Here is a 21,417-nt window from a genome sequence, read left to right as displayed (position 1 = left end):
TTCGCGAGACGAAAAAAAACGCCACCTCATAAGAGATGGCGTTTTCTGAATTGGAGCGGGAAACGAGACTCGAACTCGCGACCCCGACCTTGGCAAGGTCGTGCTCTACCAACTGAGCTATTCCCGCAATTTGAAGCTTTACCGCTAATCGGCGTGAAGCGCCTTTACGACCTTCACCACCACTGCACCGTGCGAACGCCACAGTATTTAAACTGGAGCGGGAAACGAGACTCGAACTCGCGACCCCGACCTTGGCAAGGTCGTGCTCTACCAACTGAGCTATTCCCGCATTTGGCGTCCCCTAGGGGACTCGAACCCCTGTTACCGCCGTGAAAGGGCGGTGTCCTAGGCCACTAGACGAAGGGGACACACAACACTTTTCAGTGCACCAGAGCATGAACCTCACGATTCAGCCTGGATTTTCTTTTCCTGCCTCGCCGCAAGGCGCTGCCGGATAAACTGGAGCGGGAAACGAGACTCGAACTCGCGACCCCGACCTTGGCAAGGTCGTGCTCTACCAACTGAGCTATTCCCGCAATTTGGCGTCCCCTAGGGGACTCGAACCCCTGTTACCGCCGTGAAAGGGCGGTGTCCTAGGCCACTAGACGAAGGGGACACGCTGCTGGCATCGCTGCCTGCTTTCACTCCCTGCCGCGTTTCGCTGTGTGCTTTACGCTGCAAGTGGCGCGCATTCTATGGATGCTTCGTAGGGGCGTCAACCCCTTTGTAGAAATTTATTTAAATCAACGACTTCCGGGCGCGGGGTGCAGATCTGCAGGCGGCGGCCGATATAAGGAAGGCCTGCCCGTAAAGAGGCCGGTACAGGTACATGGCGGCTGTTCGTCCCCAGGCGAACTTACTACACTCAAGGGTGTGATTCATCTTCAACGAGGCATTAACGGTGACACCACTTCTGATCACCCTGCTCATCGTGGCGGGTATCGCGTTGCTGATCGTGATCGGCTACCTCAACAACGTGGTCGAGAACAGCAAGCTCGAGCGCGCCCGGCTGAAGATCGAGCTGGCCGACCGCCTGCGCCGCTGTGGCGAAATCACCGAGACCTTCCCCGGCCAGTTCATGACCCCGGCGCTGAAGCTGCTGCTGACCCGCCTGGAACTCAACCTCAACCAGCGCCAGCTGGCGCTGGACAAGCACAACGCCGAACTCAAGGCACGCATTGCCGAACTGGAAGGGCTGATTGCCCTTGGCAGCAAGATTCCGGTGAACAACCCGCCCAGCCCGATCCAGACCGAAGTCAAGGCCAAGGACGTGCGCTTCTTGCTGGAAGCGCTGCACAACCAGGTGACCCGCGCCGCCCAGGAAGGCTTCCTGCCCACCCCCGAGGCCAAGCAGTGGGTCAGGGAAATCCGCCATGTCCTGGTGCTGCTGCATATCGAGTTTTTCAACAACCTTGGCCAGCAAGCCTTGCAAAAAGGCCAGCCGGGCCAGGCGCGCCTGGCCTTCGAGCGCGGCGTGCAGTACCTGCGCAAGCAACCGGAGCCGAAGGCCTATGAAGAGCAGCTGACCTACCTGGAGAAACTGCTGGCCCGGGCCAATGCCCAGGTGCTGGAAAAGATGGAGCCGGCGGAGAACGAGCAGAACGAACTGACCCAGGGGTTGAAGACCGATGACGAAGAGACCTGGAAGAAGCGGGTGATCTACGATTGACCCGCAGGCTTTGCCGCTCGAAGCGAGCCCACGACCACCTCGTCCGGCGGGGTGAAGCTGAGCCTCGAATGCCTGGGCAGAAAAGCCAGGTAGAACAGCCTACCGATATCGACCCCTTAAGCAAAAAAACGGCATTGCGGATAAAACCGCAATGCCGTTCGCGTCGATAGCACTCAACTGCCCAAGCACTAGGCATTTGCACACTGAATTCGTGGAGGTTCATACGCCTGGTTGGCGTGGCCCTAGAGCCGGCAACCGAGTCGTTACACTTAAATGGTGCAGTTCTATATCTTCCGGAACGAAATCAATTGCCAGACCTTTTCCTGCGATACCCGACGCCGTTGAAGACCAGTACCTCTTCAGCAGTCCAAACGATTCAAGTCGAGCCCTGCCGAAGCCGGAGTGCAGATGAAGAATAGTATTACTGCCCAACCGAGACTCCTGCCCTTCCGCGAAGGTCGCCTCCGGCAACAGCAAGAACTGGATGACATTGCTGACAACCACTTCATATCCAGCTTGTTGCACCAAGCTGTCCTCGACAGTAATGGTCGCGCGACCATTGCCAAAGGATTCGACCAACCCACTGTTCTCGTCAACACGGGCAATGTCCGGCGCACTGGACCGATACGTCAGGGGCGGTACTCCACCCGTCGCCCGACGAGTCTCGAAGGAGCCGCTCGGTGCTTCGCCTGGCCGGAACAGTTCCGTACCGCTGTAATAGACAAACATCTCGAACCGTGTCTCAAGCAGCATCGGCGTGGAATCAATCTGAAGCGCCGGCACATCCACGATCTCCACCCGCCAGGGCTCGGATTGCGGTTGCGCCCCGTAAATGCCCTTGACCACCAGCGTATGGGGCGCCTTGCTTAACCCCGTCACTGACAGTTGCCAATTGCCTGCTATTGCCGTCGCGGTATCACCCGGTTCGCCATCCACCAGTACTTGCACCTGCTGGCCTGCATGCGCCGTACCTTCAAGCGTCAGATCGGCAAGGTGCGTCTGCCCGCCATTTTCCACCGGCGTACCGCTGCTGTCGGTCACATTGGTAATGATCGGTTTGGTCGCTGCTTCCACAGTGAAGGTGAATGGTTTCGAGCTTGAGCCATCTCCATACTGCGCAACGGCTTGCAATCTGTGCGCGGTAGCTTCGAGGCTGCTGAGGGTGGTGCTCCAGTCCCCATCTGGGTCGGTTTTCGGGTTATCGACAGGCGCCTCCCTATCGTTCAATATGATCTGCCGGTTTGGTGTCGCCTTGCCTGCTACCGTTACCTCGGTGGCAAAAGTGGTACCACCTTCAGTCACTTCACCGTAAGCATCCATCACCCTCTCGATAGTCGGTTCCACCTGCGCGAGGACATTGAACGTCCACACTGCAGACTCACCCTTGTCGCCATACAAAGCTTTGGCCTTGATGGGATGGCTACCCACGACCAAATCGTGCAAGTCGGTTGTCCAGGCCCCTTCGCCGTTGACCTGCACGGTTTCTCCGGCCACGACGCCATCAAAGATCTGTATTTGTTCGTTAGCCTTGGCGCGTCCCGTTAGGGTCACCGTCGTTTCATAGGTGCTCCCTTGATCCGCAATCGGCCCGTCTTCGGCGTCCTCCACCGACGTGATGAGCGGCACAAACATACCCACCCGCAAGGTCAACGGTTCGGAATAGCTTAGCCCTCCATCTACCCTTTCCACACGGTAGGACGCGACCACTTCATGTCCGTCATTGGCGCTGACCAGCGCCTTGCTGATGGTCAGTTCGAACTGTTCGCGGCCAATATTGGAAGCGGTAATAGGGAGCGAATCCTCCAGCGAGGCGTCCTCATCCTTGCCCTTCCAACTGAAGAACAGAACATCCCCCTCTTTGATACGCGCATACCGCTGCACCACCAGCTTGGTACCACCGACCGGTACCTTTTCGGGATCGAGCAGCCATTCTCCATTCCCCTGTTCCTCTGCATAGTTCACAGTTGGCTTGTCTAGCTCAGCCCGTGGCTCGCCAACGCTGAAGGTAACCGTGCGCTCCGACCTGCGCGGCGACTGGCCACCCCGCTCCAGCATGAATAACAGCACCAGCTTGCCGCCCTCGATCGCTTTCAGGTGCTTGCCATCGACCGTGAACCGAATCGGCTCCTTGCGCTCCGCCTCGCCGTTACTGATGTCGTGGACTGGAATCGCTGGGAAGTATGGCGTCAGGTCCGGCTTTTCACCCTCCCAGATCAGGTTGATCACATCGCTCGCTTGCATACTGCTGTCCCAGGGCACCTCGATGGTGGTCTCCAGCAATGCCGGGTCCAGGGTTCCCTGCTCGGCATCCAGCGCTCTCGGCGCGGCGAGGCGTACGGCTTCGCCCTGAATGGTGACGAATTGGCCCCTGGACTGATAACTACCTTCGGCCCGCTGCTGTTCATAACGTTGAAACGCCTGCGCGTCCATGGCCCGGCGCGCCGCCACCGACTTGACCAGCTCATAGCTGAACTTCGCCTGGGTCTTGGCCAGTTGGCGCACGTCTTCATTGGCAATGGTGATTTCAACTATCCCCGGTACACTATCGATGGGCTTGGGCGGATAAGTGATGTTCACCGGGCGCCCGTCCTCGGTCTCGCCGGACAGGTAGGCCACGATAGTGTCGTCCACCGCGAACGGCTCACTGAAAGCCACCACTTGCAAGGTCGCATCGGCATCCCCCAGAAGCTCCAGGTCGAGGACGTTGTTCTTGGCTTCCTTCACAATGCCGGCGGCAAGGCGCGCATTGCCGGTGTCGACAACCACCCGCTGCTCGGCGCTCCAATCCTCGGAGCGGTTGTCAACCAGGTCATAAACCTCAAAAGCTACCGCCAAGCCCTTTTCGTCGGAGTCTCCCGCCTCGAGGATCACCGCTTCCTCGACCAGGATCACAACGGGATTGTCATCATTCGCCTCTGACTGAGTCACGCTATGGTAGACGAACTGCCCGCCCCAACTGAGGCGGATCTTGTCATGCTCGGCCATGAACGGATAAGGCAGGATGGTGACCTCCACGCCCTGCCTGGCGCGTTCCATGTCCACCCCATCCTGGACCACATCGTCCGGCAGGGTGAATTTGAGTTCGGAATGCCCGGGGTTGGAGCCGTCCTGGTCCTGGCCACCGGGGCGCTCGAGCTTGACGTAGATAGCGGTGACTGCCGAGGGCTCCTCGACCTGCCCCAGGCGCTTGACCCGGTAGCTGAGTTCAGCAACACCCGTCTGCAAGTGTACTGGCGGAACGAAGAGCGTCTGGCGCTGGTTTTCCTGCCCCTCCGAAATCTGCGTGCTGTCAACCTCGTCACTACCAAGCAGGAGCCGTACCCGATCACCGCGGCCCATTCGCGGCCACGCCGGTACATATACCTGCAAGCCATTCCTGGGGAAATTTTCATGAGCAGCGGCAAGGTTGACCCCCCACTCACCGCTGGGCACCGGGCCGGTGGCGCCGGGAATGGAGAGTTCGTCGAGCAGCAAGGCCCCGGCATCCGAAGCTGGAGCAGTGGTATTGCCTGCCGTTTGATCAGTGTCCAACATTGCGCAGCTCCTTACCGAGTGATGGATCAGCAAGAGCCATTACATGCCGTGCGGATAAAGCCCGCTACTGGCAAAAATAATACGTACGACAGTACGAAGATTCCGAACATCGCCTCGCCCGGATAAAAAACGGCATGCCGACCAAGGCCGGCAATGCCGATTTTTTGTGACCATTCCATGGCCCACGCAAGCGCATCAAGTTCAGCGTTGTTGGTCCCAGTTGATTTTCAACCTAGCCTGATACCATTAAACAATGGACCTATCTGCGCAGACTTCCCTTCACCGCCGCCGTTCATATCCTTGTGATAGGCCTCGTTTTTCCAGAAAGGAAACGGGTTGAAACCTGCCCACTGATCCCGCGCCCAGTAAACCCCACCCGGCCAGCCAATCTGGCCAAGTCCACCGCCTGCCCTGTACTGATTGAACACTTCGCGCAAGTCGTTCATGAAAATGCGCTGATCCCACCCGACAATGTACTGGGAGGACCCCATCAAATACATGCGAATGACATTTTGTACCGTCACGTTGTAGCTCACCGTTTGCTGGGCCTGGTCGCTCACGGTGATGACAGCACTGCCATTGGCACGCGACCTCACGGTGCCGCTGGCATCGACGCTCGCCACGCCAGGGTTGCTGGAGGTGTAGGTATAGGGTGGTACACCGCCACTGGCCACGCGTTGCCGCGCCGCGTTGGCGGGTGGCGTACTGGGACCTTGGCCATTATCCCCGCGCACGAACACTTTGCCGTTGAGCACCATGGTGCTGGTATCGATGACCAACGGCGGCCTGTTCTCGACCGTGACGAGCCACTCGCCGGACACCGGCTGGTTACCATAGAGGCCTTTCGCCGTGAAGGCGTGACGGCCGATGGCAAGTGCCGAAAGCGATGCCTGCCAGTTGCCTCCCGGCGCGGCTACAGTGGTCTTGGCCGTGCCATTGTCCAGGATCTGCACTTGCAGCCCGGTTTGAGCAGTACCATGGAGTGTGAGCCCGGTTTCATAGGTGCGGCCACCATTGCCGATCGCCTGGCCCTTGCTATCGACCACTCGGCTGATGACCGGGGTCGCACCTTGACGCACTTCAAAGCCATGCCCCCCCGACTCCAGCTGGCTGCCGTACAAGGCCACACCTTGACCAGGTGCTGACCGACCGCCAGGGCAGACACCACAGCGTTCCAGTTGCCGCCGCTGTCAACCGGTGCCTGGACCTTGGGCGTGGTACCGTCGAACAGTTCAACCCGCTGCCCGATACTCGCCTTGCCGGTGACCGTCACACTGGAGTCGAACGTGAAGCCGTTGTTCGCTACATCACCCAGACTGTCCTGCACCCTGACGATGCTCGGTGCCACTTCCACCACCACCGTGAAGGTACGGGCGTCCGATACCAGGCCAGCGCCGTACAATGCCTTGGCCGTCAAACTGTAGGCGCGGCGCTCCAGCCCTGTCATGTCATGACGCCAGTTGCCGCTTGCATCAACGGGGAGCTCACCCAGGGAGCGGCTCCCGTCGAAAAGCTCGATTCTCTGGTTGATGCTGGCCTTGCCGGCCAGGCTGACCTGTTCATGTACAGTGGTGCCGCCCTGGGCCACCTCGCCATCGCTGTCCTGGACACTGGTAATGCTCGGCTTGATTTCCTCATAGACGGTAAACGTCCTGACTGCGGACTCTTCACCTGCACCATACAGAGCCCTGGCCCTGATGCCATAGACCTTGATCGGTAGCTTCTCGAGCCTCAACGTCCAGATACCCGCCGGGCTGACCGTCGGCGTGCCGAGGCTGTCGTTGCCATCGAAGACTTCAACCTGCTCATTGGCACTGCCTTCGCCCGAAAGGGTAAGCGTGGTATCGACCGTCGCACCGCCATCGGGCACCTCGCCTCTGGAATCCACGACACTGTCGATGGTCGGAAAAATGTAGTCGACCACGGTAAAGCGGCGCACACCCGACGCCTGGCCACTGCCGTAGAGCGCTGTGGCCTTGACGGCGTAGCCTTTCACCTGCAGGTTGCGCAAGGTCAGGGTCCAGTCACCCTGGGTATCAGCCTGCGCGGTATCGACGGGCAAGGTGCCATCCAGAATCTGCACCGGCTGCCCGATGCTGGCCTTGCCCGCCAGCACGATCTGCGTATCGACCGTGGTCTTGCCGTCGGCCAGCTCGCCGCCCGAGTCCTGCACACTGTCCAGGGTGGGTGCTTGCTCAGCGACCACCTCAAAGGAACGCGGCGCAGAAAGGTCCCTGTTGCCGTACAAGGCCCTGGCCCTCAGCTCATATTCACGGAGCGTCAAACCATTGAGATCTGTGCTCCAGGCGCCGTCCACACCGACGTCCACGGTCTGCAGGAAGGTTTCACCTTCAAGCAGGTCGACTTGCAGGCCGCGGCTCGCGAGCCCGGTTACCCTCACAGTCGTGTCGATCGTCGTTGCCCCTTCGGCCAGCTCGCGGCGCGAGTCCTCGATGCGGGTGATGCCGGGCACGACATACTCCACCACGGTAAAGGCCCATGGCTCCGATACCAGGCGCCTGCCGTACTGAGCCCTGGCCTTGAGGCTGTACAAGCGCGGCAGCAAGTCGGTCATCGGGAAATTCCACACGCCATCGGCGTCCGCTCCCGCCTGCCCTGCCTCATCGTCACCGTCGAGCATGTCGACACCGAACCTTGCCCGCGCCGTCCCGCTCAAGGTAACTGCAGTGTCGACGCTGATCCCGCCATTGGCGACGGCGCCGTAGCTGTCGACAGCTGCGGTGATGGCCAAGGGGATGGGTGTGCCGATATAGAGTTCGAGGAAGTTCGAGATGTCGACCTGCTCGGTGCCCGCGCGCTTGACGGTGTAATACGCAAGGATCAAGGTGGTGCGCGAAACCTCCACCACCGCAGGGCTGATGCGGAAATCCACCGGTCGCCCCTGTTGACCCAGGGTGATCTCCAGCCAGTCACTGGTCGTGCCGGCCGGGTACACGCTACGCCAGTAGTAGGTCAGCACGTCGTCCGCAACCAGACCGGTGTAGTCAACACGCAGGGTAGCGCCATTGGGATAGATCCACTCCGGGTCCAGCACCTCGCCATCCGACTCGAGCACTTCAGGTGCGGGCAAAGTCTGACGCAGCGAGGTTACCCGGTAGTAACTGCGATCGGATTCACGCAAGTCATAGACCGTCGAACGGTCGTTGGTGACTCGGTAGTACAGCTCCAGCGTACCGTCGGCGAGCGCCTGGACATGCTCACCTTCAACAAAGAACTCCAATGCCTCGCCTTCCTGTTCCTGGGAGACGAGCTTCTCATCTTCGTAAATGTAAGGCCTGCCATCCGCGCGCTTGCCGCGCCAGACCAGGTTGACCACATCGCCGCTGGCCATACGTGGATAAGGCCCGGCAAGCACCCAGGCCGAATCGGTACCACTGTCGATCACGTCTTCGATGGCCTCCAGCACGGTCGGCGCCGGTAGCTGGTAGATGGCCCCTTCGATTCGGGCAAACGCCCGCTTTGACGACAGCGCTTGCGAGCCATCCGCCGGCCGCAGCACATAAGAGGCATCGCCCGAGCCCTGAGCCGTGTCTCGCACCAGGCGATTGGGAACCGTGGCTTCCAGGATCGACGGAACGCTGTCGACCGTCAGCGTCTGACGATAAACAAGCGGCTCGCCGGTAGGCGGTGTACTGACCCAGGTGAATTCGATGCTGTCGTCCACCGCGATCGGCGCCTGGTCCGTGCGGATATACACCGTGACATCACTGGCTTCGAGCTCCACCAGCTTGATCACACCGTTGGACGCCTCCTTGATGATCGGCGCCTCCAGCCGCCAGGCTCCCGCGTCTACCTTGATGACGGTGGGACGCGAGCGGTCGCTGGCAAAATTCCAGACTTCATCATGCGGCCAATGGCTCAGTTGCAGCTCATCGGAGTCACCGGCAGCCAGGATCACCTCCTGCCCAACCAGGATTTCCACCGGGTCGTCTCCTGCCGCTTCGTCTTCGCTGATCGTGCGCTGCACTTTCTCGCTGCCCCAGTGCAACACCACCACATCCTGCGAGGCACGGTCAGGATAGACATCGATGGTAACCGGCACGCCCTTGGCCGCCCACTCCGCCGTCACGCCATTGTCGATGACATCCTGCGGTACTGCGGGCAGTGGCAACTCCGAGTGCCCGGGCAGATGCGGTTCCCTGTCGACGCCGCCCGGGCGGTACAGCTTCACCCGCAGACGCAGCATTGCCGACGGCTCGGGCACCGTCGTGCCCCTGCGCAGCACTTCGAAGTACACCTTGTCCACCCACTCCTTATCCTCACTGAACTTGTCGGCGGGCAGGTAGAAAAAAATCCGTTCGCCCACATCAGCCCCGCCCACCGGGATAGAGTGGACCGGGTCACCTTCGATATACACCGTCAGCTCGTCTCCCTCGTTCATATCCAGATAAGGGTCGATGGCAGACATTAAACCATCGGGGTCGTCTTCGATCGTGGTGATATTGATACCGCCATCGGCTGCCGCGACGGGCGTGGTCATCCCGGCAATCAACAATGGCCGTAAAACCAACGGAACAGAGCCATCGACAGGAGGAGGAAAGAGCCTTGCAGCGAACCGGTTCATGAATATGCCTCTTGCGGAAAGTGATTGCGCGATTGAACGGCTGTTACCTGTCGCCACCCGGTGACGCGGACAAACAACAGTGAACGTTGCAAGCAACACTTTTCCAACTGGCAAAATTACTAGTGCTGTAAACGTACTGGCAGCTTTAGCCTGGGCTGTCTACTGATAAAACTGCCAGGTGGCTGGATACAACTGCTGATTTATCATGGGGAGCAGATTTTTGCAGCCGCAGCAGATAGATTTATTAGGGTGTGTTGCTGATTTTTCCTACAGACCCAATCAGTCTCTTCTATTGGAATGGCGCGCAATTCTCTAGCCCCCATTAGAAGCGTTTGCGGTTTCTGCGCTCAAATACAAACCCTTGTGTAGTGCGACGATTCCCCTGTTATTAACTGCGCCTGTAGCCAGGGTAGCCAGTTGCACACCATTGGACGCCCAAGTGTGAACTTGAAAACTGATAGAAATGCAAAGTGCTTAATGCACCCGCGGCAGGTTAAATGGCTGTGTTCAGCGAAGAGAAAAGGCCCGAAACCGGGCCTTTATGGTGAATGACCTTGCCAACCAATCAGGTCAGTGAACAGTCCGTCAATTGCAGGAAGATCGTTGCCAACCGTTCCAGCCCTGCCTGGTCCGCCTCGCTGAAACGGCCGACCTTCGGGCTGTCCAGGTCCAGTACACCAATCAACCTGCCCTCCTTCACCAGTGGGATCACCAGCTCGCTGTTCGACGCGCTGTCACAGGCGATATGCCCCGGGAACGCATGCACGTCGTCCACACGTTGAGTCTGGCGGGTGGCCGCCGCGGCTCCGCACACGCCCTTGCTGAACGGAATACGGACGCAAGCGACCTGGCCCTGGAACGGGCCCAGCACCAGTTCTTCGTTGCGGTTGAGGTAGAAGCCCGCCCAGTTCAGGTCGTCCACCTGGTTAAACAGAAACGCCGAGAACTGCGCGGCATTGGCGATGAAGTCGCGCTCGTCGGCAAACAGCGCCTGCACTTGCGCCGCCAGCAGGTCGTAGCCGTCGAGTCCGGCGCCACTGGCATTGAGGTCGATCATTTACTTTGCTCCAGCAATTGCAGCCCGACCCAGTAGCGGGCGAACTGATAGGCACAGCGGCCATTACGGTTACCGCGGCCGGTGGCCCAGCGCACGGCGAGGATGTCCAGGGCTTCGTCACGCTGCCAGCGCAGGCCGGCCGGGCGCGCCAGCTGGCCGATCCAGTGCTCGACCACGTTGAGGAAGTGTTCCTGGCTGAAGGGGTAGAATGACAGCCACAGGCCAAAACGGTCGGACAAGGCAATCTTGTCCTCCACCGCTTCGTTGGGGTGCAGCTCGCCGTCGACCATTTTCCAGTTTTCGTTGTCGCTCTGTTTTTCCGGCACCAGGTGGCGACGGTTGGAAGTGGCGTACAGCAGCACGTTGTCCGGGGCTTGTTCCAGCGAGCCGTCGAGCACGCTCTTGAGCACCCGGTAGTCGCCCTCCCCGGCTTCGAACGACAGGTCGTCACAGAACAGGATGAAGCGCTGCGGCAGTTTCTGCAGTTGCTCGACCACCCGTGGCAAGTCGGCCAAATGGTCGCGCTCGATTTCGATCAGGCGCAAGCCGGCACTGGCGTGTTCGGCCAGCAGGGCGCGTACCAGCGACGACTTGCCGGTGCCACGCGAGCCCCAAAGCAGCGCATGGTTGGCGGGCAGCCCGCTGATGAACTGGTGGGTATTGCGGCCCAGCTGGTCACGCTGCTGGTCGACACCGATCAGGTCGCTCAGGCGGATGTCCAGGCTGACTTGCAGGGGCAGCAGGTAGCCGCTGCGGCCATCACGCTGCCAGCGCGCAGCCAGGGTGGTGCCCCAGTCGATATCCGGGCGTTGTGCCGGCAACAGGGGTTCGAGGCGCGCCAGTACCGATTCGGCGCGATCCAGGAAAGCTATCAAGCGGGCGTCCATGAAGACTCCTACAAATTTCAGTTATTAGGGGGCGCAAAGCGGCCCCCGCTTGGCGACCAACTGAAATGAACAGACAGACCCACCAGAAGCCGGATGTGATCGGCTATGCTTGCGCTGCGCAAGGAACGTGGAACCGGCTCGGGACTCATGGATATCAAGTTCACCAATCGTCTGTCATACAAGCAAGCCCGGTTGACAGTCCTGGTCGGCTTCATCCTGGGAACATTGCTCAGTCTCATCCAGATCGGCATCGATTATGCCAGCGAAGACGCATCCATCAACCGCGAAGTGCGCGCCTTGCTGCAAATCAGCCACAACCCGGCCTCACGCATCGCCTACAACATCGACTCGGAGCTGGCCCTGGAGCTGACCAGCGGCCTGCTGCAATCGCCAGCGGTGACCCGCGCGCGGCTGAGCGACAACAACGCCATGGTGCTGGCCGATGTCAGCCGCCCGCGCATGCAGGACCGCTACCGGCCGCTGAGCGACTTCCTGTTCGGCGAGCAGCGCCAGTTCGAGGATCGCCTGTACCTGACCCACATGCCCGCTGACGACCTCGGTACCCTGTACCTGGAAGTGGACACCTATGCCTTCGGCAGCCGCTTCCTCGACCGCGCCGGCATCACCCTGGTCAACGGTTTCGCCCGCAGCCTGGTGCTGACCGGCATCCTGCTGGCACTGTTCTACATGATGCTGACCAAACCCCTGGTGACGGTGATCGGTGCGCTCAGTGGCCGCGACCCGCGCAAGCCTCGGCAAACCCGCCTGGACTGCCCGCATGGGCATGAGAACGATGAAATCGGTGTACTGGTGAAGGTCGCCAACCAGCAGTTCGTCAGCATGGCCACCGAGATCGACCAGCGCCGCAACGCGGAAAACCGCCTGACCCAATACCTCAACGAGCTGGAAGACATCGTCTCGGCGCGAACCAATGAGCTGAAAGCCAGCAACAACAGCCTGAGCCGCTCCAACCAGGAACTGGAAGAAGCCCGCCGCCGGGCCTTGGACATGGCCCAGGCGCGTGCCGCCTTCCTCGCCAACATGAGCCATGAGATCCGCACCCCGCTCAACGGCATGCTCGGCATGATCGCGCTGGCCCTGGACAGCCCGTTGCCCAGCGAGCAGCGCCAGCAGCTGGCGATTGCCCATGACTCGGGCAAGGTCCTGGTGGAGTTGCTCAACGATATCCTTGACCTGTCCAAGTTTGACGCCGGCCAGCTGGAGCTGGAGCGCATCCCGTTCGACATGGGTTCGATGGTCGAAGACACCGCCAACCTGCTGTCGCAGAACACTGCGCAAAGTGTCGAGCTGACCTGCCTGATCGCCCGCGATTTCCCCAGCAGCGTGCTCGGCGACCCCACGCGGGTGCGCCAGGTGGTCAGCAACCTGCTGTCCAACGCCCTGAAGTTCACCCGTTTCGGCCGCGTCGATGTACGCCTGAGCACCATCGTCGGCGGCGTGCGCCTGGAAGTGCGCGATACCGGCATTGGCATCCCCGAGGAAGCCCAGGCACGGATCTTCCAGCCATTCACTCAGGCCGGCGCCGGCATCACCCGCCAGTTTGGCGGCACCGGCCTGGGCCTGACCTTGACCTACAACCTGTGCAAGGCGATGCAGGGCCACCTGCACATCGATTCCAGGCCGGGCTTTGGCAGCCGTTTCAGTGCCGACCTGCCATTGGCCGTGCACACCGAGGCGATTGCACCGGCCCCGCTGCAAGGGCGGGTGGCGGCGCTGAGCATGGCCGGCAGTGGGCTCGATGAACTGCTGCAGGACCTGCTGCCCGCCTGGGGCCTGACCTATCAGCGCCATGACCGCAGCAGCACGCTGGATGCCGCCAGCATCGACCTGGTGATCACCGACGACCTCGACCGCCTGTTCGAACTGCGTCCAGCGTTGAAAACCCCGATCCTGCTGGTGACCGCCTACGGCAATTTCCTGCCCAGCGAACAATCGGTCGCCCTCGCCCCGTTGCATCAGCTGGCCCGGCCGTTGGCGCGCAACGCCCTGTACCAGACCCTGCGCCGCACCTTGCAGGGCTTCGAGCCCGAGCACCCGCTAGCCAGCCCGGCCATCACCCTCGAACAAGGCCGTGCGCGGATTCTGCTGGTGGAGGACAACCCGGTGAACCAGCTGGTAGCCAAGGGCATGCTGGCCAAGCTCGGTTGCCAGGTGCACCTGGCAACCCAGGGCGCCGAGGCCCTGGAAATGCTGGAGCAGGAACCATTCGACCTGGTGCTGATGGACTGCAACATGCCGGTGATGGACGGTTACGAGGCTAGCCGACGCATTCGCCAGAGCGGCCGCTGGCCCGACCTGCCGATTGTCGCCCTTACCGCCAATGCCATGCCCGAAGAGCGTGAGCGCTGCCGGGCGGCCGGCATGAACGACTACCTGGCCAAGCCGTTCCGCCGCGAAGAGTTGCTGGCGCTGATCGACCACTGGGTGCCCGTCAGCGGCTGAGCAGGCGCTCGATGTCCGCTTCCAGGGCCTGCGGCTTGGTGGTGGGGGCATAACGCCTGACCTGGCCGCTGGCCGGGTCGACGAGGAACTTGGTGAAGTTCCACTTGATCTTCTGCGAACCGAGCAGGCCCGGCGCGCGCTGCTTGAGTTCGACGAACAAGCGGTGGGCCCCCGGGCCATTCACCTCGACCTTGCGAAACAGCGGGAAGCTCACGCCGAAATTGCGCTCGCAGAACTGCGCAATTTCCCGCGCATCGCCCGGTTCCTGCTTGCCGAACTGGTTGCAGGGAAAGCCCAGCACCACCAGGCCACGCGCCCGGTAGGCCTGCCACAGTTGCTCCAGGCCCTTGTACTGCGGGGTAAAACCGCATTGGCTGGCGGTGTTGACCACCAACAGCGCCTTGCCGGGGAAGTCAGCGAGCGTCTTGTGCTCGCCGCCCAGGGTCACGCATTTGATATCCAGCATCGATTCAACCATGTGGCGGGCTCCGGTCAGTCGCGCGGGCGCAGGTCGATGCACACCGAGTTGATGCAGTAGCGCAGGCCGGTCGGTGGCGGGCCGTCCGGAAACACGTGGCCCAGGTGCGCATCGCAGCGGGCGCAGGTGACCTCGGTGCGGATCATGCCGTGGGAGGTGTCGCGAATCTCGATCATCGCGCTGTCTTCGATGGGGGCGTAGAAGCTCGGCCAGCCGCAACCGGAATCGAACTTGGTCTGCGCATCGAACAGGGGCAGGCCGCAGCAGATGCAGTGGTAGATGCCATCACGGCGCTCACTGTTGTACTTGCCGCTGAATGGCCGCTCGGTGCCTTTGAGGCGGCATACCTGGTACTGCTCGGGGTCGAGCATCGAGCGCCATTCTTCCAGGGTTTTCTCGATCTTTTGCATGTAGGGACCTCGGCAGGCTGAATTTCACCGCGCACCGTCTTTTCCGGGGCGCGGGTGGCACGTATATTAGTTGGCTTCGTGTGCCAGGCGTTCAGTCTGGCACCCGCTTCCTGCCCTTTCAAACCTTTCGGCGGGGCGTTGCGCGTTTTCTCAATCGGGATCCCATCATGCAGTTCAGCAAATCGAACAAGCTCGCCAATGTCTGCTATGACATTCGCGGCCCAGTGCTCAAGCACGCCAAGCGCCTGGAAGAGGAAGGCCATCGCATCCTCAAGCTGAACATCGGCAACCCGGCGCCGTTTGGCTTCGAGGCGCCTGACGAAATTCTCCAGGATGTGATCCGCAACCTGCCCACCGCGCAAGGCTACAGCGACTCCAAGGGCCTGTTCAGTGCACGCAAGGCGGTGATGCAGTACTGCCAGCAAAAGGGTATCGAAGGCGTCACCATCGAAGACATCTACCTCGGCAATGGGGTATCCGAGCTGATCGTCATGTCGATGCAGGCGCTGCTGAACAACGGCGACGAAGTGCTGATCCCGGCTCCCGACTACCCGCTGTGGACCGCTGCGGTGAGCCTGGCCGGCGGCAAACCGGTGCACTACCTGTGCGACGAACAGGCCGACTGGTTCCCCGACCTCGACGACATCAAGGCCAAGATCACCCCGAACACCAAGGCGCTGGTGATCATCAACCCGAACAACCCGACCGGCGCGGTGTATTCCCGCGAGCTGCTGCTGGGCATGCTCGAGCTGGCCCGCCAGCACAACCTGGTGGTCTTCTCGGACGAGATCTACGACAAGATCCTGTACGACGAAGCCGTGCACATCAGCACCGCCTCGCTGGCTCCCGACCTGCTGTGCCTGACCTTCAACGGCCTGTCCAAGTCGTACCGGGTGGCGGGCTTCCGTTCCGGCTGGCTGATCATCTCGGGGCCCAAGCACCATGCCCAGAGCTACATCGAAGGCATCGACATGCTGGCCAACATGCGCCTGTGTGCCAACGTACCGGCGCAGCATGCCATCCAGACCGCACTGGGTGGCTACCAGAGCATCAATGACCTGGTGCTGCCACCGGGCCGCCTGCTGGAACAGCGCAACCGTACCTACGAACTGCTCAACGATATCCCGGGGGTGAGCTGCGTGAAGCCGATGGGCGCGCTGTATGCGTTCCCGAAGATCGACCCGAAGGTGTGCCCGATCCACAACGACGAGAAATTCGTCCTCGACCTGCTGCTGTCGGAAAAGCTGCTGATCGTGCAGGGGACGGCGTTCAACTGGCCGTGGCCGGACCACTTCCGGGTGGTGACCTTGCCGCGGGTGGATGACCTGGAAGCGGCGATCGGGCGGATTGGCAATTTCCTGAAGGGCTATTCGCAGTAAGGTTCAACGGGATTGGGGGCGAGATCGAGCGCCGCGCGGGCAGCGCTCGATCTCAACGCCGCCGGAGATCTCAAGGCCTGAGCCGTTTCTTACATCCTGCAACGCTCTATCCCACAGCCCCCACGCCATCCTCTGCCATACTCCGCCGTACACAGTTTGAAATAGTCACCCGATTGAATCAGCACGGCAGGCACCTTATATACCCCGCAGTAAGCGACAACTCGTCCGTCAGGAGAACGTAACAACCATGATGCGCATTCTGTTGTTTGTAGCCACCAACCTCGCGGTGGTGCTGGTTGCAAGCATTACCCTGAGCCTGTTTGGTTTCAACGGGTTCATGGCCGCCAACGGGGTCGACCTGAACCTCAGCAGCCTGCTGGTGTTCTGCGCCGTGTTCGGCTTCGCCGGCTCCCTCGTCTCGCTGTTCATCTCCAAGTGGATGGCGAAGATGACCACCGGCACCCAGATCATCAGCCAGCCGCGCACCCGCCACGAGCAGTGGTTGCTGCAAACGGTCGAGGAGCTGTCCCGCGAGGCCGGTATCAAGATGCCCGAGGTGGGTATCTTTCCGGCGTACGAGGCCAACGCCTTCGCCACCGGCTGGAACCGCAACGACGCGCTGGTAGCGGTGTCGCAGGGTTTGCTGGAGCGCTTCTCGCCCGATGAGGTGCGCGCGGTACTGGCCCACGAGATCGGCCACGTGGCAAACGGCGACATGGTCACCCTGGCGTTGGTGCAAGGTGTGGTCAACACCTTCGTGATGTTCTTCGCCCGCATCATCGGCAATTTCGTCGACAAGGTCATCTTCAAGAACGAAGAAGGCCAGGGTATTGCCTATTACGTGGCGACCATCGTTGCCGAACTGATCCTTGGCATCCTCGCCAGCATGATCGTCATGTGGTTCTCGCGCCGCCGCGAATACCGCGCTGACGAAGCCGGCGCCCAGTTGGCCGGTACCGCAGCGATGATCGGTGCCCTGCAACGCCTGCGCGTGGAGCAAGGCCTGCCTGTGCACATGCCCGACACCTTGAAGGCGTTCGGTATCAATGGCGGCCTCAAGCACGGCCTGGCCGGCCTGCTGATGAGCCACCCGCCGCTGGAAGACCGCATCGAGGCCCTGCGCCGTCGCGGTTGATTCACCCAGTGACAGGAAAGGGCGACTTCGGTCGCCCTTTTTTGTGTACGCCACATCGGCAACACAGCAATCAGCGGCTTACCTGATACACCCTCTCCAACAGGCTGCTGATTCCCGCCTGCACAAACCTCGGGCTCTGCTCGATGACCTCTGCAACCTCCAGCTCGTCCACCTGCCACCCGGCCAAGCCTTGACGCAGCTCTTCGTCCCCGACCGAGAACGGCGGCCCGTCCAGCAGCGCCTGGTCATAATCCAGGGTTACCACCAGCCCGCGACACCCCGCCGGCAGCAATGCCGACAATCGTCGCAGATAACCCGCACGCATCTGCGGCGGCAGCGCGATTACCGCCGCCCGGTCATACAGCCCTGAACAGTCGCCGACATCCTCCGGCTGCAGCGCAAAGAAATCACCGCACCACAGCTCCAGATCACCACTGCGCCAGACTTCGAACGCCCCGCGCTGCTGCACCTCGGCATCAAGCCCATGTTCGCGGAAGAAATCCTCCACCGCCCGCCGCGACAGCTCGATGCCCACCACGCGATGCCCCTGCCCGGCCAGCCAGGCCAGGTCCAGGCTCTTGCCGCACAGCGGCACCAGCACGCGGCTGCCCGGCAGCCGCTGCAACTGCGCCCAATACTTTTGCAGGTAGGGGTTCACCTGCGCCTGATGAAAACCGATCTGGTTATCGGCCCACCGTTGCTGCCAGAACGCTGGCTCCATGATCACTCCAGTTTTTTCGATGATTGGTCGGTAAAACTTGGTTTGGATTTCGATCTGTAGTTGACCGAAGATGATTGCATCTTAACCTCCAGGACCTTTGCCATGCTGCCCAGCCTGTTCATTTCCCACGGCTCCCCCATGCTTGCCCTGCAGCCTGGAGCCAGCGGGCCAGCGCTGGCCGCCCTGGCCACCAGCCTGGCGCGCCCAACAGCGATTGTGGTGGTGTCGGCGCACTGGGAAAGCCGCGAATTGCTGGTGACCGGCAGTGAGCGGCCCGAGACGTGGCATGACTTCTACGGTTTCCCGCAGGCGCTGTATGCCGTGCAGTACCCGGCACCGGGCGAGCCCGCCCTTGCCGGGCAGGTCAGCGCCTTGCTGAGCGCTGCCGGGCTGCCGGCCCGCCTGGACCCGCAGCGCCCGTTCGACCACGGCGCCTGGGTACCGTTGTCGCTGATGTACCCGGATGCGAGCATTCCCGTGGTGCAGGTTTCACTGCCCAGCGCTTTGGGGCCGGCATTGCAACTCCGGGTGGGCCAGGCGCTGGCAGGGCTACGCGACCAGGGCGTGCTGCTGATCGGCTCGGGCAGCATCACCCACAACCTGGGTGAACTGGACTGGCACGCCGGGCCGGAGGTGGTCGAGCCTTGGGCACGCGCGTTCAGGGACTGGGTGGTGGAAAAGCTGCAAGCTGATGACCAGGCAGCGCTGCTGGGCTATCGACAGCTGGCACCGAATGCGGTGCGTAACCATCCCAGCGATGAGCATTTGCTGCCACTGTTCTTTGCCATTGGGGCGGGTGGCAAATTTGCGGTGGTGCACCAGGGGTTTACCTTGGGGGCGCTGGGGATGGACATTTATCGGTTCGGCTGAAGGGCCTTGTCGTCGGCAAGCCAGCTGCCACAAGAGTACCCGCAGGCTTGAACATTGTGGGTTGCTGTGCGCGAAGAAGACGCCGTGGTGAATGGCACGGGCTTCGCCCGTGTTCGCGGGGCAAGCCCGCTCCTACAGGGACCGCGCCAGCTTTTGGAAATTGATACAGCGCCGGCCGTGGGAGCAGCTGTCTTGCTCAAATGTTCAAAGCTGGCGTTATTCCTGTGGGAGCGGGCTTGCCCCGCGAACACGGGCGAAGCCCGTGCCATCCACTGCATCGCCTGCTTCGTGGATAAATCCGCTTCAACAAGGCTTCGACTTGTCGCTGTACCGTTAGCCGGCTTGCCGGCGATGAGGCCCTGGCGGGCAAAAAAAATCCCCGACCTGGGCCGGGGATTTTTTCATTGCGCCAGGATCAATCCTCGCGGTAGCGGCGCAGCTTCAGCTGCTTGCCAGCCACGCGGGTGTCCTTGAGCTTGGACAGCAGCTTCTCCAGGCCGTCTTCCGGCAGCTCGACCAGGCTGAAGCTGTCGCGCACCTGGATGCGGCCGATGGCGTCACGCGCCAGACCACCCTCGTTGAGGATCGCACCCAGCAGGTTCTTGGCCGCGATGCCGTCACGGGCACCCAGGGCAGTACGGCAACGCACGCGGCCTTCGGCCAGCGGCATCGGCGCACGGCGCTCGCGGTCACCGCGTTCCGGGCGCTCGCCACGCTCACCACGCTCGGTGCGCTCGCCACGCGGGGCAAAGCTCGGCACCAGCGGCTGCTCACGCTCGACGGCAGCCAGGTCCAGCGCCTGGCCGTTGGTGGCCTTGCGCAGCAGGGCCGCAGCCAGGGCGCGCGCGCTGCAACCCAGGTCGTTGGTCAGGCGGTCGAACAGCTCGCCATGGGTGGCTTCGGCTTCGGCTACCAGCGGTGCCAGGCTCGAGGTCAGCTTCTTGATGCGGGCATCCAGCACGGCCTGGGCATTCGGCAGGCGCGCTTCGGCCACCTTCTGCCCGGTAACACGCTCGATGACCTGCAGCATGCGGCGCTCACGCGGGGTGACCAGCAGCAGTGCGCGACCATCGCGACCAGCACGGCCGGTACGGCCGATACGGTGCACGTAGGACTCCGGGTCGTACGGCATGTCCACGTTGAACACGTGGGTGATGCGCGGTACGTCCAGGCCACGGGCGGCGACGTCGGTGGCGACGACGATGTCCAGGCGGCCATCCTTGAGCGAGTCGATGACGCGTTCACGCTGGTTCTGGGCGATGTCGCCATTCAACGCGGCAGCCTTGTAGCCCTTGGCCTCCAGCGCAGCGGCCAGATCCAGGGTGGCTTGCTTGGTGCGCACGAAGGCGATCAGCGCGTCGAACTCTTCCACTTCCAGCAGACGCAGCACAGCCGGGATCTTCTGGTCGGCGTGGACCATCAGGTGGGCCTGCTCGATCGCGGTGACGGTCTGGGTCTTGCTCTGGATCTTGACGTGCTTGGGCTCACGCAGGTGACGCTCGGCGATCGAGCGGATCGACGATGGCAGGGTGGCGGAGAACAGCACGGTCTGACGGCTGGCCGGGATGGCATCGAAGATCACTTCGAGGTCGTCCATGAAGCCCAGCTTGAGCATTTCGTCGGCTTCGTCGAGGACCAGGTACTGCACGGTGGACAGCACCTTTTCGTCACGGCGCAGGTGGTCGCACAGGCGACCCGGGGTGGCGACGACGATTTGCGCGCCATTGCGGATCGCCCGCAGCTGTGGGCCCATCGGGGCGCCACCGTAGACGGCGACCACGTTCACGCCCGGCATCTGCTTGGCGTAGGTTTCGAAAGCGGTAGCAACTTGCAGCGCCAACTCACGGGTCGGCGCCAGGATCAGGGCTTGCGGTTCGCGCTTGCTCACATCGATCTTGTTGAGGATCGGCAGGGCGAAGGCAGCGGTCTTGCCGGTGCCCGTCTGCGCCTGGCCGATCATGTCGTGACCGGCGAGGATGATCGGGATCGATTGTTGCTGAATGGCGGACGGCTCTTCGTAGCCGGTCGCCAGAACGGCAGCAACAATGTTCGGGTTGAGATCGAGAGCGGCGAAGCCGCCGGTTTCCTGGGTCATGGGTCTGCCTCTAGGTGCATCCGCAAAGACCCATGCTCCAAAGCTGCACAAGCCATGAAAGACCGACAGGTCACCCAGGCAGCTTTGGCGGCGGGGATTTGCGAAAACGATTGAAAAAGAAAACGTGGGAAAGT

Annotated in this window: 14 protein-coding genes and 5 tRNA genes; 5 read left to right on the top strand and 14 right to left on the bottom strand. The window is 61.6% G+C overall.

What is annotated here, in order from left to right; translation table 11 throughout:
- Positions 1-51 precede the first annotated feature (51 nt).
- The 5 genes from QSV36_RS02700 to QSV36_RS02680 form a co-directional block, all read right to left on the bottom strand.
- A tRNA-Gly gene (locus tag QSV36_RS02700) sits at positions 52-127 on the bottom strand.
- A gap of 86 nt (positions 128-213) precedes the next feature.
- Positions 214-289, bottom strand: a tRNA-Gly gene (locus QSV36_RS02695).
- Between the two features lie 3 nt (positions 290-292).
- A tRNA-Glu gene (locus QSV36_RS02690) sits at positions 293-368 on the bottom strand.
- 92 nt (positions 369-460) lie between these two features.
- Positions 461-536, bottom strand: a tRNA-Gly gene (locus QSV36_RS02685).
- A gap of 4 nt (positions 537-540) precedes the next feature.
- Positions 541-616: transfer RNA gene (locus tag QSV36_RS02680), tRNA-Glu, on the bottom strand.
- Between the two features lie 285 nt (positions 617-901).
- Between QSV36_RS02680 and QSV36_RS02675 the strand changes: the two genes are divergently transcribed.
- On the top strand, positions 902-1,669 hold the full coding sequence (locus tag QSV36_RS02675) for a hypothetical protein (RefSeq protein WP_289129598.1): 768 nt from the start codon (positions 902-904) through the stop codon (positions 1,667-1,669).
- Between the two features lie 219 nt (positions 1,670-1,888).
- Here QSV36_RS02675 and QSV36_RS02670 read toward each other — a convergent pair whose 3' ends face one another.
- The 5 genes from QSV36_RS02670 to QSV36_RS02650 all read right to left on the bottom strand — a co-directional run bounded on the left by QSV36_RS02670 (position 1,889) and on the right by QSV36_RS02650 (position 11,732).
- Positions 1,889-5,203 carry an immunoglobulin-like domain-containing protein gene (locus QSV36_RS02670; RefSeq protein WP_289129596.1) on the bottom strand — a complete coding sequence of 1,105 codons (3,315 nt, stop codon included), beginning with the start codon at positions 5,201-5,203 and terminating at the stop codon, positions 1,889-1,891.
- A 227-nt stretch (positions 5,204-5,430) separates the two neighbouring features.
- Positions 5,431-6,156, bottom strand: a complete 726-nt coding sequence (locus QSV36_RS02665; protein WP_289129593.1) for an immunoglobulin-like domain-containing protein — start codon at positions 6,154-6,156, stop codon at positions 5,431-5,433.
- Positions 6,117-9,788 (bottom strand): Ig-like domain-containing protein, encoded by a 3,672-nt coding sequence (locus tag QSV36_RS02660; protein WP_289129591.1) that lies wholly within the window; start codon positions 9,786-9,788, stop codon positions 6,117-6,119. Before QSV36_RS02660 ends, QSV36_RS02665 begins: the two co-directional genes overlap by 40 nt.
- 565 nt (positions 9,789-10,353) lie before the next feature.
- Complete coding sequence (gene msrC, locus QSV36_RS02655; protein WP_289129588.1) at positions 10,354-10,845, bottom strand: free L-methionine (R)-S-oxide reductase MsrC; 492 nt, start codon at positions 10,843-10,845, stop codon at positions 10,354-10,356.
- On the bottom strand, positions 10,842-11,732 hold the full coding sequence (locus QSV36_RS02650) for an ATP-binding protein (protein ID WP_289129585.1): 891 nt from the start codon (positions 11,730-11,732) through the stop codon (positions 10,842-10,844). The genes msrC and QSV36_RS02650 overlap by 4 nt, the downstream gene beginning before the upstream one ends.
- 105 nt (positions 11,733-11,837) lie before the next feature.
- On the opposite strand from QSV36_RS02650, the gene QSV36_RS02645 reads away from it, so the two are divergent.
- A complete protein-coding gene (locus QSV36_RS02645; RefSeq protein ID WP_289129583.1) occupies positions 11,838-14,195 on the top strand; it encodes a hybrid sensor histidine kinase/response regulator in 2,358 nt (785 codons plus the stop codon).
- Here the strand turns inward: QSV36_RS02645 and QSV36_RS02640 are convergent.
- Both QSV36_RS02640 and msrB read right to left on the bottom strand, forming a co-directional pair.
- A complete protein-coding gene (locus tag QSV36_RS02640) occupies positions 14,185-14,673 on the bottom strand; it encodes a glutathione peroxidase (RefSeq protein WP_289129581.1) in 489 nt (162 codons plus the stop codon). The two genes, QSV36_RS02645 and QSV36_RS02640, sit on opposite strands and share 11 nt — an antisense overlap.
- 14 nt (positions 14,674-14,687) lie before the next feature.
- Entirely contained in the window at positions 14,688-15,083 is a 396-nt protein-coding gene (gene msrB / locus QSV36_RS02635) for a peptide-methionine (R)-S-oxide reductase MsrB (RefSeq protein WP_289129578.1), read from the bottom strand.
- A 167-nt stretch (positions 15,084-15,250) separates the two neighbouring features.
- Here msrB and QSV36_RS02630 point away from each other — a divergent pair, with 167 nt between their 5' ends.
- A complete protein-coding gene (locus QSV36_RS02630) occupies positions 15,251-16,462 on the top strand; it encodes a pyridoxal phosphate-dependent aminotransferase (protein ID WP_170028882.1) in 1,212 nt (403 codons plus the stop codon).
- Between the two features lie 247 nt (positions 16,463-16,709).
- Positions 16,710-17,597 (top strand): protease HtpX, encoded by an 888-nt coding sequence (gene htpX, locus QSV36_RS02625; protein ID WP_023661073.1) that lies wholly within the window; start codon positions 16,710-16,712, stop codon positions 17,595-17,597.
- Positions 17,598-17,667: 70 nt separating this feature from the next.
- On the opposite strand, the gene QSV36_RS02620 is transcribed toward htpX, so the two are convergent.
- Complete coding sequence (locus QSV36_RS02620) at positions 17,668-18,318, bottom strand: thiopurine S-methyltransferase (RefSeq protein ID WP_289129574.1); 651 nt, start codon at positions 18,316-18,318, stop codon at positions 17,668-17,670.
- 102 nt (positions 18,319-18,420) lie between these two features.
- On the opposite strand from QSV36_RS02620, the gene QSV36_RS02615 reads away from it, so the two are divergent.
- Positions 18,421-19,188 (top strand): DODA-type extradiol aromatic ring-opening family dioxygenase, encoded by a 768-nt coding sequence (locus tag QSV36_RS02615; protein WP_289129572.1) that lies wholly within the window; start codon positions 18,421-18,423, stop codon positions 19,186-19,188.
- Between the two features lie 415 nt (positions 19,189-19,603).
- On the opposite strand, the gene QSV36_RS02610 is transcribed toward QSV36_RS02615, so the two are convergent.
- Positions 19,604-21,283 (bottom strand): DEAD/DEAH box helicase, encoded by a 1,680-nt coding sequence (locus QSV36_RS02610; RefSeq protein WP_502945625.1) that lies wholly within the window; start codon positions 21,281-21,283, stop codon positions 19,604-19,606.
- Positions 21,284-21,417: the final 134 nt, after the last annotated feature.

The organism is Pseudomonas sp. BCRC 81390 (genome assembly GCF_030341915.1).
Taxonomy (GTDB): Bacteria; Pseudomonadota; Gammaproteobacteria; order Pseudomonadales; family Pseudomonadaceae; genus Aquipseudomonas.
This window is presented reverse-complemented; position numbering and strand designations above follow the sequence as displayed.

Excerpts from the sequence above, each read along its gene's own strand:
- QSV36_RS02670 (WP_289129596.1), bottom strand. The coding sequence starts at position 5,203 with ATGTTGGACACTGATCAAACGGCAGGCAATACCACTGCTCCAGCTTCG.
- QSV36_RS02660 (WP_289129591.1), bottom strand. The coding sequence starts at position 9,788 with ATGAACCGGTTCGCTGCAAGGCTCTTTCCTCCTCCTGTCGATGGCTCT.
- msrC (WP_289129588.1), bottom strand. The coding sequence starts at position 10,845 with ATGATCGACCTCAATGCCAGTGGCGCCGGACTCGACGGCTACGACCTG.
- QSV36_RS02650 (WP_289129585.1), bottom strand. The coding sequence starts at position 11,732 with ATGGACGCCCGCTTGATAGCTTTCCTGGATCGCGCCGAATCGGTACTG.
- QSV36_RS02645 (WP_289129583.1), top strand. The coding sequence starts at position 11,838 with ATGCTTGCGCTGCGCAAGGAACGTGGAACCGGCTCGGGACTCATGGAT.
- QSV36_RS02640 (WP_289129581.1), bottom strand. The coding sequence starts at position 14,673 with ATGGTTGAATCGATGCTGGATATCAAATGCGTGACCCTGGGCGGCGAG.
- msrB (WP_289129578.1), bottom strand. The coding sequence starts at position 15,083 with ATGCAAAAGATCGAGAAAACCCTGGAAGAATGGCGCTCGATGCTCGAC.
- QSV36_RS02630 (WP_170028882.1), top strand. The coding sequence starts at position 15,251 with ATGCAGTTCAGCAAATCGAACAAGCTCGCCAATGTCTGCTATGACATT.
- htpX (WP_023661073.1), top strand. The coding sequence starts at position 16,710 with ATGATGCGCATTCTGTTGTTTGTAGCCACCAACCTCGCGGTGGTGCTG.
- QSV36_RS02620 (WP_289129574.1), bottom strand. The coding sequence starts at position 18,318 with ATGGAGCCAGCGTTCTGGCAGCAACGGTGGGCCGATAACCAGATCGGT.
- QSV36_RS02615 (WP_289129572.1), top strand. The coding sequence starts at position 18,421 with ATGCTGCCCAGCCTGTTCATTTCCCACGGCTCCCCCATGCTTGCCCTG.
- QSV36_RS02610 (WP_502945625.1), bottom strand. The coding sequence starts at position 21,283 with ATGACCCAGGAAACCGGCGGCTTCGCCGCTCTCGATCTCAACCCGAAC.